Below are 13,851 nucleotides of genomic sequence, written 5' to 3'. Positions count from 1 at the left end.
AAAGTGTGCGGCTACGAAAGATCGAGACAGCAATTTATTGCGAGTATACGGAGAAAATGAATATTGAAATCAGCAGTGCTAACAAATAGAACCATTTTTTACATAAACATTATTTTAAGTATCCTGCTCTTTGTTGTAATACTTCTTTTTGCACGTGATATCATCTCCCATTCGTTTACAAGGGGAGATAAGGCAGTGATAAATACACAGGAATCATCAGATAAGACAGATTCACAGTCTGAACTACAGCTAACAGATTATTCAAAGATACTGAAAAATAATCCTTTTGGTTTCTTAGGAGGAGAAATCAGGTCTCTTGCTTCTTCTGGGAGTGCGAACATACAGCAAGGCGATGTTGTTTTAATCGGAACTGTTGTTGGGCCAAAAAAATTGAGCTATGCAATTTTCAGGAGAAGTTCTGGAATACAGGAGATGTTTAAGGCTGGAGAGAATGTATCAGGACTTGGCGAGTTATATATGGTAAAAACCGACAGGGTGCTTATACGGCAAGATGGAAAAATAACAGAAGTTAATTTTGAAGATTTAAAAATAAGAGAAGTGCGTAAACAAATTCCTCCAAATTCTCTTTTTGCAAAACAGGTAGGAAAAGGAACCTATATTGTAGACCAGAGAAATCTTCAACAGATGATTGCAAATCCTTCTAAGATGATGACTGATGCAAGATTAAAACCAAATGTTGTTAATGGAAAAGAGGAGGGTTTTATCCTGAGTGAAGTAAAGCCAGGAGGTATTTACCACAGCCTTGGACTTCAGAATGGGGATGTTTTACTACGTATTAATGAATACGATATATCAAACCCTGAAAGGGCATTACAGGCATTTTCAGCTCTGAAAGGGCTGGATAGAGTGCAGGTAGATTTAATCAGGTCTGGGGCAAAGATGACAATGACATATCAGATACAGTAGAATTAATAAAATACGGATGAATAAATTGCTATTTTTACTTTAATTATTAAGAAAATGAGGATTAAACAAAATGCATAGAAAGAGAGGTGTTTTCATCCTTCATTCTTCATTCTTCATAATTCTTTTTATTCTCTTTTCATTATTCATACTTCATCCTTCATCTTTTGCCGAGACGAAAACCCAGCAACAGTCAAAAGACAAAAAGGTCACAGTAAACTTTGTTGATGTAGAGATACCTGTTGTTGTGAAGTTCATCAGTGATATTACTGGTAAGAATTTCGTGTTTGATGACAATGTGAAAGGTAGCGTGACGATAATAGCACCTTCAAAACTTTCTGTAGATGATGCATATAATCTTTTCACGTCTGTGCTTGAAATAAAAGGATTTACGGTTGTGCCATCTGGAAAAGTATATAAGATAGTGCCACTCCAACAGGCAAAACAGTCAGGCACTGAAATAGTAAAAGAAGACGTCATGCCAGGCAGTGATGCTTATATTACGAGGCTAATACAATTGCAATCAATATCATCTTCAAAAGCAGTAAGTTTTTTACAGCCCATAATTTCACAGAATGGACATATCTCCTCTTTCGGACCAGGTAATATGATTATGATTGTTGATTCAGTCTCGAATATCGAAAAAATATTGAAGATACTTGACTCAATTGACAGGCCAGGAGTTGAAGAGCCTGAATTGATATTGCTCAAATATGCAAATGCTGAAGATGTAGTTAAGATTATTACTGAGGCTTTTTCTATAAGCAGCAAGATACAGCCTCAGTCTTTACGCACACCACGCCCAGGTGAAACTGCAAGCACAGTTTCTGTTGATGAGATGAAAAACTATGTTTTTGCAGATACAAGATTAAACGCTGTCGTGCTTGTTGCAGATAAACAGGAAAAACAGTCTATGAAGAAAATGATCGCTCTGCTTGACATTCCTTTGCCTGAGGCAACCAGCAAGATTAATGTTTATTTCCTCGAACATGCAGATGCAACAGAACTCAGCAAGGTGCTTGAAGGTATGCTTGTTGGAATATCTCAACAGGTTAAGTCAATTCAAACTGGTGCGCAGACTGTGAAAACACCTTTCGAATCAGGAAGCAAAATTATACTATCACCAGACAAAGCAACAAATTCTATTGTTATAGTTGCTTCGCCCGGTGATTATCAGAATCTTGTGCAGGTTATAAAACAGCTTGACAGAAAAAGGAAACAGGTCTATGTAGAAGCGATGATAGTAGAGGCCTCGATCGAAAAGTTGCAGGAACTTGGTGCAAAATGGCGGATTATTGCTGAGAAAGATGGAGAGCCTGTGGCAGTTGCCGGTTTTGGGACGATTGATGCGACATCTATGCAGGATATTCTGTTTGGACTTACAGGACTAACAGCAGGTGGTATGGGTAATTTTCTTGAGGTTCCTTTGACAACTATTAATGAAGATGGCACAGTAAGCACAACCACTTTCACGATTCCAGGCTTTGCTGCTTTATTCAGCCTGAATGAATTTAAAGGTGCAGTCAATGTCCTTTCTACACCTCAGATACTTACTTCGGATAATAAAGAAGCGGAAATTGTTGTTGGCGAAAACATTCCATTCATTTCAGAGAGAGAGCGAGATATCACAACAACAGCCAATATAGTTCTGAGTTCTATCGAGAGAAAAGATGTTGGTATTACGCTCAGGATTACACCCCAGATAACAGAAGGCGATTATGTAAAGATGGACATATATCAGGAGATATCAGCAGTTAAGCCTGAATCAGAGACGATTCTGATCAATATAGGACCTACTACAACAAAACGCTCAACAAAGACAACGGTTGTAGTAAAAGATAACCAGACCGTTGTTATTGGTGGTCTTATGGAAGAGCGAGAAGAGGAAAGCCTCAATAAGATTCCTATATTAGGGGATATCCCTTTGCTTGGATGGCTTTTTAAAAATAAAACTGTAGAAAAAAGTAAAACTAATCTGCTTGTATTCCTGACTCCTCATATTGTAAGAGAATCTGAGCAACTTTCTAATCTAACAGAGCAAAAAAATATGGAATTCGCAAGAGCTGAAAATAAATACAAGCCAGGAGAATTACTGGTAAAATTTAAAGAGGATGTCGCAGAGCATAGAATACAAGAGATACTTACATTAGAAAAAGCTTCTGTTATAACCATATCAAAATTAAAGGGACTATATCTAATTCGTTTGAAAAAGGGGCAGGATGTTAGAGATGCAATAGAAAAATTTATGCATTACGATGAAGTTGAATACTCAGAACCTAATTATATAAGGAAAATTCAAAGTGGTAAATAAAAAGAACTCTTTCACATATGTCATTTCTGTGGAAGCAGAATAATAGAAAGTTAAAAAAGGGAATGCAAGTTTAAATTATAAAGCGTGGAAACAATTGAGACCATTAAAGATGAAGATGTAGACATCAGCATCTTAAGAAATATACCCCTTAATTTTGTAAAGACCAATCAGATGTTTCCAATGAGAATAGAAGACTCTGAACTTATCGGGGCTGTTGCTGATGATAGGGGGTTGCTTGCGTTAAAAGAGGTGTCAAAGGCACTTGGTATCTTACCGAGACCCGTGAGAGTTAAAGCAGATGTAATTATAGATGCAATTAATAGATTTTACGGACAGTTGGGGTCTGCACAAGAAGTTATGGGAACCATTTCTGGAGAAGATCTTCAATCTGTAGCAACTGAGTTTGAAGCTCCGAGAGACCTGATTGAGCTTACTGAAGAAGCACCAATTATAAGACTTCTGAATGCTTTGCTTCTTCAGGCAGTAAAAGAGCGGGCAAGTGACATTCATATCGAACCATATGAAAGAGAACTTGATGTCAGATTTCGAATAGACGGTGTTTTAAATAGAGTTTTAAGTCCACCAAAAATTATTCAGGATGCATTAATAAGCAGGATCAAGATTATGTCCAATCTTGATATTGCTGAAAAAAGACTTCCACAGGATGGCAGAATAAGATTACTCCTTGGCGGAAAAGATATTGATATAAGAGTATCAGTAATCCCTACTTCTCATGGGGAACGGGCAGTTCTGAGACTACTTGATCGAAAACAGGGTATTCTTGGGTTATGGGAGGTCGGTTTTAGTAAAGATGATGAAAGGACACTTGAAGAGCATTTAAGGAGGCCTGATGGGATTATTCTGGTAACTGGCCCAACAGGTAGTGGAAAAACAACCACTTTGTATGCTGCACTCAACAGGATTCACACTGAAGAGAAGAACATCATTACAGTGGAAGACCCAATAGAATATCAATTGAAAGGTATCGGACAGATTCAGGTAAATCCGAAGATAGGATTAACATTTGCATCTGGATTGAGATCAATTCTTAGACAGGATCCTGATATAATCATGGTAGGTGAAATAAGAGACCTTGAGACTGCTGAGATAGCAATGCAAGCATCTCTAACAGGGCATCTTGTTTTAAGCACCCTGCATACCAACGATGCACCCAGCGCCATTGTGAGGCTTATTGACATGGGCATAGAACCTTTTCTTGTTGCATCATCACTTACAGTTGTTCTTGCACAACGGCTTGCAAGAACAATATGTCATAACTGTAAAATAACATATGAAGCATCTGATACAGAGAAGTCATATTTTATCAATATGCTACCCTCTACTTTTCCTTCCCCCTTGTTGCAAGAGGAGAAGGTGGAGCGTGCTCCGTTGTTTCTTTATCGAGGTGCAGGATGTGAAAAATGTAAAGGTAAAGGATATCTCGGCAGAACAGGTATCTTCGAGCTTCTTGTTATAGACAACGATATTCGCTCTATGATTACAGAGCGAGTTGATTCACAGAGGATAAAAAATCATGCAATATCCAGAGGGATGAAAACACTCAGACAGGATGGGCTTGAAAAGGTTCTTCAGGGCATTACAACCATTGAAGAGGTTTTGAGAGTAACCCAGAAAGACCATGCCGATATTTCAATATAGAGGATATAAACCCGATGGCTCTGAAGTTGAAGGAACAATAGAGGCAAACAGTCAGAAAGATGCTGTCCTGAGACTTAAGGAAGGGGGCCTTTATCCAAAGGATGTTCAAACAGCACTCTATAAAAAAAGATTCAGGATATTCAGTCCTTCAACTGCAGCTGTTCTTCCATCATTTACCAGGCAATTATCCATCCTCCTTGCTGCCGGAGTAACATTAATGGAAGCATTACATTCACTATCAGAGGAATATAAAGGTTTCTGGAAGAATATGATCGTTGATATAAAAGAAAGGGTTTCAGCAGGTTCAGCTTTTTCAAAGGCTCTTGAGGAATATCCAAAAATTTTTCCTGCATTCTATATTAATATGGTCTCCGCCGGTGAATCGAGTGGAAATCTTGATTCTGTTCTCAGTCGTCTTTCAGATTTTCTGGAATCCCAGAGTAGCCTCAAATCAAAGGTGCGAACATCAATGATCTATCCACTATTCATGATCTGTATCGGTTTTATAGTGCTCTCTTTTCTATTCACGTTTGTTATACCAAAAATAACAAGAATTTTTAATGATACACAGAATGCCCTTCCGTTTATAACTGTTATTCTTATTGCAGTGAGTGAAATTTTTCAGAATTACTGGTGGTTTTTAATCGGGATTCTTATAGGAATTATATATAGCATCAAAAAGTTAAAAGAGAAGAACAGACTTCTTATTGACAGATTTCTTTTTAAATTACCTGGAGGTATACTTCAAAGTCTATATTTCGGACGTTTCACAAGGACACTTGGTTTTTTACTTGAAGGTGGCCTTCCTGTGCTGAGAGCTCTTGAATTATCAGCACGTTCGATTGGTAACAAAGATCTCGAGATTAAAGTTATCAGGGCAGGTGAAAAAGTTGCAGAGGGTGCAAAACTTTCTACCTCTCTTGAAGGTTTCCCCCCAGTTCTTTTGCAACTTATTTCAACAGGTGAAAGGAGTGGAAAACTCATTGATGTTCTTGGAAAGGCAGCAGATTCATACGAGGAAGAATTTTCAAGGAGGGTGCAAAAAGCACTATCTTTGCTTGAGCCGGGGATGATTCTCCTGATGGGGCTGATTGTCGGTTTTATTGTGCTGGCTGTGTTATTGCCAATATTCCAGTTGAATCAACTGGTAAAGTAAAAAAGTTAAATTTGTGATTATCTTAGGAGGAAGGGATGAGTAATAATAGAGGGTTTACTTTGCTTGAAGTCATTGTCGTTGTTTTTATTCTTAGCATCCTTGCAGCGATTGTGGCTCCAAGGATTATTGGAAGGACTGATGATGCACGTATTGCTGAGGCAAAAGTCCAGATAAAAAATTTCGAAACAGCATTGAAGCTGTTTAAGCTTGACAATGGATTCTATCCTTCAACAGAACAAGGACTACAAGCACTTGTTGAGAAACCATTATCAGGACAAATACCACCTAAATACAGGGAAGGTGGTTATCTTGAGCAGAAGAAGATACCTCTTGATCCGTGGGGTAACCCTTATGTTTACATATCTCCCGGTATCTATGGCGATTTTGATATCATGAGTTATGGAGCAGACGGAAAGGAAGGTGGGGAAGGTAAGAATGAGGATATTAAGAGTTGGGATATGTAGTAAAGGTTTTACTTTCCTTGAGCTTATTGTTGTTATTTTTATCCTTTCTATTGTAATGGCTGTAATAATGCCTTCTTTTATAGGTATTGGAGATAATAAACTTAAATCAGAAGCAAGAGAAATCGCCTCATTACTCAGGTATTTATATGATAGTGCGGTCTCGAGAAAAGAGACTTTTTTGATTAAATTCAATTTTAATGAAAATACTGTGTCTTTCAGCAGTCCCGAGGGCGAGAAGCGCAAGAAATTTAACAATGTTATCGGAGTAACCACTCAGTCAAGAGGACTGGTTTCTACTGGAGAGTTGATATTCTTCTTTGAACCTCTTGGAATCAATGAAAACCTGAACGTACACCTGAATAAAGAAAATGAATTTATGGATGTAACGCTTAATCATATGAGTGGAAGAGTAAAGATAATTCAAAATTCAAAATGAAACCTCCAGGGTTCGGGAATTTGAGAATTTTAAATTTTAAATTGTTAATTTTTAATTCCCGCCTTTTTAGAACAGGTGGCTTTACACTCCTTGAGGTTCTGATCGCACTTGCTGTTGTTGGTGGTTTACTTGTTACCCTTATATATACATTAAATTATCAGCTTAGTATTTTAGAAAGGCATGAAAAAATAACTATTTCAACGTTGCTTGCAAAGAACAAGATGCTTGAGATTGAGAAAAATCCTGCTGATACAAGTGGTAATTTTGAAGACCCCTTTAGTTCTTACTCTTACGAAACTAAAGTTAAAGAATCACCTTATGCAGGCATATCAGAGGTTATTGTTTCAGTTAAAGCAGGAGATGAAGAGGTGAAATTGAATGAATTTATATCCCAACTCCAGCCATAAGTATCCTGAACGTTTGAAACTCATGTCATTGCGAGCACCACGAATACTTTTGAGGTGCGTGGTAATCTCCCATGAAAAGACGAGATTGCTTCTTTACACTCGCAGTGACAATTTTTATAGCTGCCTTTGGAATTTAATTAAAGATGGGGTACGAAGGAGAAGAAAAAATTGTGGTTTTACCCTTATTGAAATCCTTATCGCTTCAGCAATCCTGTCCATTGTTCTTGTAGCGGTTTACAGCACTTTTTTTCTAACAGAAAAAGCACTTAATGGACTTGATGAATCAATGGTGAAGATGCAGGAAATGCGGAGGGCGATTGATATCTTCAGGCGTGAACTGGATTCAGTATTCTGGTCAGAAGCTGATGAAAAAACACTTCTGAAAATTCAGGATCGAGACCTGTATGGGAAGCAAACAACAGAGATTACATTTACAACATTTACACCACTAAAATCAGGTTTATCAAGGATTTCATACTTTGTGGAAGAGAAAGACAATAAACTTAATCTTATGAAGAAAATCGAATCACCATACCATGATGAGAAGGTAGAAGCAGTTGATATCATCGAAAATCTTGAATCCTTCAGCGTAGAAGTTAGATATAAGGGGCAATGGGTTAAGACATGGGACACAGAGATCGCACGAAATATTCCTGAGGAAATCAGGATTAGACTTTCTTCAAAGATTAGAGACAATACACTGGATATCTTTGAAATTTCAAAACCAAAAATAGGAAGAACCCTCTGATATGCTTATTAAAAATCAACAGGGTATTGCATTGGTGGTAACACTCCTTGCGGTTGCCCTAATCACCGCTATGGTAGTGGAGTTTTCCTATGGAGTCTATATAGCGACAAGCAATATCTATAATTGGCGTGATGCACAGAGGCTCTCACTAATGGCAAAATCAGGAATAAATGTATCGGCAAAATATCTGTCAGAATGGGTTGATACACAATCTTTCACTCCAGGAGCTATTGAATTGCCTGTTGAAAATCCTTTTGAGGATTTTCAGGGCGTAATCGCAGTAAGAATTCAAGACGAAAACTCAAAGTTTAATATTAATACTATAGTTTATCCCAGAGGAGATATGAAAAATCCGATTGCTTATGATGCTTTTAAAAGACTATTAAAAACTCTGTCTTTGAAAGAGAATATTGCAGACAGAATAGTTGACTGGATAGACCGTGATAGTGCTGCTGAACTAAGTGATTCAGAAATAAACGCAAAAAATGCTGATCTTATTAGTATAGACGAATTACTGCTTATAAATGGAATCACCAGAGACGATTATGATAAATTAATGCCATATGTTACTGTTTATGGAAACAGGGATAACTTGATAATTAATGTAAACGGCGCTGAAAAACCAGTTTTGATGTGTATTTCTGACTCGATAACAGAGGAGCTTGCAGGGAAGATTATCAAGTATAGAATAGGTATGCCTTTCCGGGATATAAATGAGTTCAACAATTTTGCCGGAACCACTTTTGGGGCAAATCAGATCAGTGTAAAGGGAGACCATTTTAAGATATATGCTCAGGCATTCTCCAATGGGGTCAGAACAATTATAGAAGCAGTTGTTTATAAATCGCCTCTTTCCTCTACTATACTGAAATTCTGGAAGGAATATTAATGGGAAAATCTCTTTTTATTGATGTTCGGGAAAAGGAAATTACATTTCTTGTATTCGAGCTGAAAGGCAATAGGTATGAATTACTGGAAAGTAAAAAATACCCTATTACTGAAAAAGGTCTTTTTTCTTTTAGTGATCTAATAATAGATTTTGAAGATGCTTATCTGAGTTTGCCAGTTAGCTATCTGAACTTCAGAATCGTTGATCTGCCATTTTCTGATAAAGAAAGGATAAGAGAAGTGCTTCCTTTTGAACTTGATGGAATGATTCTGGGAGGCATAGATAGTGTAATATTTGATGATATTGTTGTTGATTCATCAAGCGGTAAATATCAGGTGCTTGCTGTCTATGCTGAAAAAAAAATGATAGAAGGGATGCTTGCACAATTAAAGTCACATAATATAGACCCTGTTTTTATAACCTCTCTTGAGTTAAGAAAAATACTCAAAGATTTCAGTCTGGATAAACTTTTTTCACCGGATATAACAGACAACCAAGGCAGAATAGCTCTGGCTATAGAAGAGATGTTTAATCCATCTATAAATTTAAGAAAGGATGAATTCTCATATACACGTGATAGTGAAAAAATTAAGAAATCTATGAAGATAAGTGTAGTGCTTATCCTGCTTATTGCATTGATTTTAGTTTTTGATCTTTTGTTCAGAATAATCTCAACAAAGAGAGAGGTTGCTTTTTTGCAAAATACTATGCGTAAAACATATACGGATATATTTCCTGAAGAAAAGAATATCGTAAATGCACCTCATCAGCTGAAAGCTCATCTGAAAGAACTAAAAAACAAAGAAGCACTCTTTCTCGGGGTTGATCCCCTCGATTCTCTTCTCAGGATATCTCAGATTGAAAAAAGGGGTGTTGTATTTAATGAAATTATAATTGATAAGCAGAATCTGATCTTGAAGGGGGAAGCGCCTTCATTAAGTGCAATACAGGAGATGCAGGTAAGGCTTGAAGAGTTCTTTGATGAAGTCTCCATTTCAGATTCAAGGACATCAGCCAGCGGTAATATGTTGTTCACCATAACTGTAAAAGAAAAGGTATGAAGGGTTTATTAAAAAACAGAAGATTTCTTATAGTTATAATAGTGATTTTAGTGTTTATTTTTTTATGTGCGTATGAACTTTCCATTCTTTCATCTGCAAAAAAAGAGTTAAACACCCTGAAAAGTCAACAAAAAGATATGATAATGCTTAGAGAAGAATTTCTATCACTTAAGAAGAAAATGGACTATGTTGAAGATAAAAAAAATCTGTCACAGGTTCAAGGTATTATTCAGGCAGTAGATGATGTGTTTCTATCGCTTGGGCTCAAGGACAGAGTTGGTTCAATTAAATCTACAGGGAAGATTGAAACAAAAGAAGGGATAATCGAAGATGCTGAAGTTTCTATAGAAAAAGTTACCATGAATGAAATGGTAAACATATTTTATAAAATCAAAAATGTTCCAATGCGTCTAACGATAAAGAAAGTTTCTATAAAAAAAGCTTTTGAAAATCCAGAACTCCTGAATATCAACCTTTCTCTTTCTTTTCTCAAATCGCAGTGAAAAAAGTCTTAATTATTTTTCTCGTCGCTATACCTTCTTTTGTCTGGGGTGTCTGGTTTGCTTTCCCAGAACATATACTGAAGTCTTTTGTAGAGAAATCTATTTCAACTAATGAGCTATCAGTAGAGGTCGAAAGTCTAAAAAAGGGATTATTTTATAGTTTCACCATAAATAGACTGACACTGCTCGGTCGTAAAGAGGAATTGGTCTACTTAAATGATATATCCTGTTCACTTCAACCATGGGTACTTGTGTTTATGAATTTAAGGCTATCATTTAATGGGCAAGTAAGCGGAGGCAATATGAATGGAAAAATGGATATTGCCAGAAATAAAAAGCATATATCTCTGGATTTTAGAGATGCAAGAATAAAAAATATACCCTTTTTTAGTATTGCAGGAATAAAAGGGGATGGATCAATTTCAGGTAGATTTGTAATGAATGACAATACAGGTTTTATTGAATTTTTTTCGAAGGATATTGCTCTTGAGAGCGCTATTTTTTCAGGGATATCTGTTCCGCTGAATTACTTTCAAAAAGTTATAGGTTCGCTTAATATAAGAGGGAAAGAAATTTTCATTAATTCTGTTACACTTGAGGGGATTGATATTTATGCAAGGATAAAAGGCGATATCAAAGATACTTTTTATAATATCAATATTGAATTGATGCCCGGAAAGTCTTTTATAGATAACCCTTTATTCTCAGAGGTATTAAAAAGATATGAAGTTTCACCCGGATATTATGTTGTTCCATTAAGAGGGAAATTATGATTTCTATTGCTGAATATATTGTGGGAAAGATGGTCAGGTACATAATATTTTTAGTTTTAACACTGAATCTTATTTCATGTAGTGGAGAAGAGCAATTGAACATAGCGGTTAACTCAGATGGTGGGGCAGAAGTTAAAAAGGTTAATCGACAGGGCTATACAGTCAACCCTGAAATAAAGACCGGTTATGTTCCGGGCGAAATAATCGTGAAATTCAGGGAATCAGCAGGTGCAGCAAAAATATCTACACTTCTTAAGTCATCGGGAGTTACACGATTAAGAGAGATAAAAAAAATAGGTGTTCATAAATTAAAGGTCCCTGATAATATGACTGTTGAAGCTCTTATAAGCCAATATCGAGTTGATACTGATGTTGAATATGCAGAGCCGAATTATATCATAAAAACGACTGCCTTACCGAATGATCCAGGTTTTCCACTTATCTGGGGATTAAACAATACAGGGCAGACCGGCGGAGTGTTAGATGCTGATATCGATGCTGTAGAGGCATGGAACGTAACAAATGGTTCGAGAGATATTATTATAGCCGTTATTGATTCAGGTGTTGCTTATAATCATCCTGATCTTACAGGAAATATTTGGACAAATACAGCAGAGCATAGTGGGAAAACAGGTGTTGATGATGACAGTAATGGATATGTTGATGACATTTATGGATGGGATTTTATTGATAATGACGGTTATCCACTTGACTTAGACTCACACGGGACACATGTTGCTGGAATTATAGGGGCATCTGGGGATAATGGCCTTGGAAGCACAGGAGTAATATGGACAGTAAAGATTATGCCGATCCGTTTCCTGGGAGTGAGTGGCACCGGTGATACTTTGGATGCAGCAGATGCAATTGTTTATGCTACTGACAACGGAGCACGCATCATAAATGCAAGCTGGGCAGGTTATGAATATTCAAATGCGCTTTATGATGCTATAGATTATGCCAGGGGAAAAGGGGTGCTATTTGTAGCGGCAGCCGGGAATGAGGCAAATAATAATGACATTGAACCAACCTATCCTGCAAGCTATAATCTCCCGAATATCATTTCAGTTGCTGCAACAGATGACAGGGATAATATCGCCTCTTTTTCTAACTATGGCGCAAAATCGGTTGATCTGGGGGCTCCGGGAGTAAGCATATACAGCACCATCCCCCAATTTGTTTATGGTCTGCCTGTTGCAGTTTACAGTGAGAATTTTGATAGTGATTCAGGAGAACTGCCTTTGCTGGGTTGGGCACGCGGTGGAATAAATTCTAGCTGGGCAGTTACTGAACAGACTGGAGTGAATGGAACTAATAGTCTTGAAGATAGTCCTGGCGGGTTTTATCTTCCGAATACGAACTCCTGGGCAGGCTATATGACAGCAATCCCATCCGTTAAGAATAATCTATATACCCTGTCATTCAAATGGAAGGGTTTTGTGAATCCCCTGACTTTTGATTATCTCAATGTCAATTTTTCGCTGGACGGAACAGACTGGGAGTGGTTTGACAGTATAAATGGATATACATTTGGGAAATTTATTCTATATTCTACAGATGCTATTACATCTATTGTGGATATTCTCGATAGCTTTTATTTTGGATTTGGATTAGAATCCAGTCCATTAGGCAGTGCCAATGGGGTTTTTATTGATGAAGTTCTCATTGAAAGAGAATCAATATCCATAAGTAATTATACATATGAATCGCACGGATGGGATGGCACATCAATGGCAGCCCCATATGTTTCAGGTGTTGCAGGGCTAATACTCTCGGTGAATCCATCGTTATCCTTTAAAGAGATAAAAGATATCATTTTGAAAAGCGTTGACCCTGTCTCAAGTCTTGCCGGAATAACATTGACCGGCGGTAGACTGAATGCTTCCAATGCAATGGGTTATATTATACCGCCAGCTCCATCAGGCCTCATAGCAACGCCATTTTCAGGCAGTCAGATAGACCTTGCATGGACAGATAATTCTTTGAATGAATCAGGCTTCAGGATAGAGCGTAAAAAAGGCTCAGGCGGAACATATAACGTAATCGCAACAGTGGGAGCAAATATTACTGCATATTCAGACAGTGGGCTTTCATCAGGAACAACTTATTTCTATCGTATAAAAGCATACAATAATGGAGGAGAATCTTTACCCTCTGAAGAAGCAATCGCTACAACTTTTCAATCAACTACAGATAATGACGATGGAGGCAGAGGCGGTGGTTGTTCTGTCGGCATGGTTCAAAACTATCAGACCGCCATTGCAGATACATTGTTCCTCTTCATGCCATTGGTAGCTGTATGGATAATCATAAGGTTCAGAAGAGATAGACGGAAATGTAGCCGCAAACTTTAGCTTGCGAAGAATATACTCAGGCTTAACCCTGTAGCTGCAATTATACCTGATTATTCATAGCGAACTCAGTTCTGACTGGATTATTCACAAAGTTGATGCATAATAACAGGGGATAGAGTATGTGCGCTCATTCTCGGGCTATCGCCCTGCGAGGTTTTTGCCTCTT

13 protein-coding genes are annotated in these 13,851 nt (G+C 37.4%); all 13 read left to right on the top strand.

Annotated features, from left to right (window positions below; translation table 11 throughout):
• Nucleotides 1–63: 63 nt before the first annotated feature.
• Nucleotides 64–927 carry a PDZ domain-containing protein gene (locus HXY53_05525; protein ID NWF76020.1) on the top strand — a complete coding sequence of 288 codons (864 nt, stop codon included), beginning with the start codon at nt 64–66 and terminating at the stop codon, nt 925–927.
• Between the two features lie 70 nt (nt 928–997).
• A complete protein-coding gene (gene gspD / locus HXY53_05520; GenBank protein ID NWF76019.1) occupies nt 998–3,235 on the top strand; it encodes a type II secretion system secretin GspD in 2,238 nt (745 codons plus the stop codon).
• 84 nt (nt 3,236–3,319) lie between these two features.
• Nucleotides 3,320–4,894 carry a type II secretion system ATPase GspE gene (gspE, locus tag HXY53_05515; GenBank protein ID NWF76018.1) on the top strand — a complete coding sequence of 525 codons (1,575 nt, stop codon included), beginning with the start codon at nt 3,320–3,322 and terminating at the stop codon, nt 4,892–4,894.
• Nucleotides 4,875–6,050, top strand: coding sequence for a type II secretion system F family protein (locus tag HXY53_05510; GenBank protein ID NWF76017.1), 1,176 nt, complete (start codon nt 4,875–4,877; stop codon nt 6,048–6,050). Before gspE ends, HXY53_05510 begins: the two co-directional genes overlap by 20 nt.
• Before the next feature lie 35 nt (nt 6,051–6,085).
• Nucleotides 6,086–6,514, top strand: a complete 429-nt coding sequence (gene gspG / locus HXY53_05505) for a type II secretion system major pseudopilin GspG (protein NWF76016.1) — start codon at nt 6,086–6,088, stop codon at nt 6,512–6,514.
• Complete coding sequence (locus tag HXY53_05500) at nt 6,486–6,950, top strand: prepilin-type N-terminal cleavage/methylation domain-containing protein (GenBank protein NWF76015.1); 465 nt, start codon at nt 6,486–6,488, stop codon at nt 6,948–6,950. Before gspG ends, HXY53_05500 begins: the two co-directional genes overlap by 29 nt.
• A 41-nt stretch (nt 6,951–6,991) precedes the next feature.
• On the top strand, nt 6,992–7,357 hold the full coding sequence (locus tag HXY53_05495; protein NWF76014.1) for a type II secretion system protein: 366 nt from the start codon (nt 6,992–6,994) through the stop codon (nt 7,355–7,357).
• On the top strand, nt 7,329–8,105 hold the full coding sequence (locus HXY53_05490) for a prepilin-type N-terminal cleavage/methylation domain-containing protein (GenBank protein NWF76013.1): 777 nt from the start codon (nt 7,329–7,331) through the stop codon (nt 8,103–8,105). The genes HXY53_05495 and HXY53_05490 overlap by 29 nt, the downstream gene beginning before the upstream one ends.
• Nucleotide 8,106: 1 nt before the next feature.
• Nucleotides 8,107–8,994, top strand: coding sequence for a type II secretion system minor pseudopilin GspK (gene gspK, locus HXY53_05485; GenBank protein NWF76012.1), 888 nt, complete (start codon nt 8,107–8,109; stop codon nt 8,992–8,994).
• Nucleotides 8,994–10,055, top strand: a complete 1,062-nt coding sequence (locus tag HXY53_05480; GenBank protein ID NWF76011.1) for a hypothetical protein — start codon at nt 8,994–8,996, stop codon at nt 10,053–10,055. Before gspK ends, HXY53_05480 begins: the two co-directional genes overlap by 1 nt.
• Nucleotides 10,052–10,558, top strand: a complete 507-nt coding sequence (locus HXY53_05475) for a hypothetical protein (GenBank protein ID NWF76010.1) — start codon at nt 10,052–10,054, stop codon at nt 10,556–10,558. Before HXY53_05480 ends, HXY53_05475 begins: the two co-directional genes overlap by 4 nt.
• Nucleotides 10,555–11,331 carry a type II secretion system protein GspN gene (gene gspN, locus HXY53_05470; GenBank protein ID NWF76009.1) on the top strand — a complete coding sequence of 259 codons (777 nt, stop codon included), beginning with the start codon at nt 10,555–10,557 and terminating at the stop codon, nt 11,329–11,331. Before HXY53_05475 ends, gspN begins: the two co-directional genes overlap by 4 nt.
• Complete coding sequence (locus HXY53_05465) at nt 11,328–13,685, top strand: S8 family serine peptidase (protein ID NWF76008.1); 2,358 nt, start codon at nt 11,328–11,330, stop codon at nt 13,683–13,685. Before gspN ends, HXY53_05465 begins: the two co-directional genes overlap by 4 nt.
• Nucleotides 13,686–13,851 lie beyond the last annotated feature (166 nt).

This window comes from Nitrospirota bacterium (genome assembly GCA_013388455.1).
Lineage (GTDB): Bacteria > Nitrospirota > Thermodesulfovibrionia > Thermodesulfovibrionales > SM23-35 > JACAFF01.
This window is presented reverse-complemented; position numbering and strand designations above follow the sequence as displayed.

Coding starts and splice junctions, on each gene's coding strand:
- gspD (NWF76019.1), top strand. CDS start 998: ATGCATAGAAAGAGAGGTGTTTTCATCCTTCATTCTTCATTCTTCATA.
- HXY53_05510 (NWF76017.1), top strand. CDS start 4,875: ATGCCGATATTTCAATATAGAGGATATAAACCCGATGGCTCTGAAGTT.
- gspG (NWF76016.1), top strand. CDS start 6,086: ATGAGTAATAATAGAGGGTTTACTTTGCTTGAAGTCATTGTCGTTGTT.
- HXY53_05500 (NWF76015.1), top strand. CDS start 6,486: ATGAGGATATTAAGAGTTGGGATATGTAGTAAAGGTTTTACTTTCCTT.
- HXY53_05490 (NWF76013.1), top strand. CDS start 7,329: ATGAATTTATATCCCAACTCCAGCCATAAGTATCCTGAACGTTTGAAA.
- gspK (NWF76012.1), top strand. CDS start 8,107: ATGCTTATTAAAAATCAACAGGGTATTGCATTGGTGGTAACACTCCTT.
- HXY53_05480 (NWF76011.1), top strand. CDS start 8,994: ATGGGAAAATCTCTTTTTATTGATGTTCGGGAAAAGGAAATTACATTT.
- HXY53_05475 (NWF76010.1), top strand. CDS start 10,052: ATGAAGGGTTTATTAAAAAACAGAAGATTTCTTATAGTTATAATAGTG.
- HXY53_05465 (NWF76008.1), top strand. CDS start 11,328: ATGATTTCTATTGCTGAATATATTGTGGGAAAGATGGTCAGGTACATA.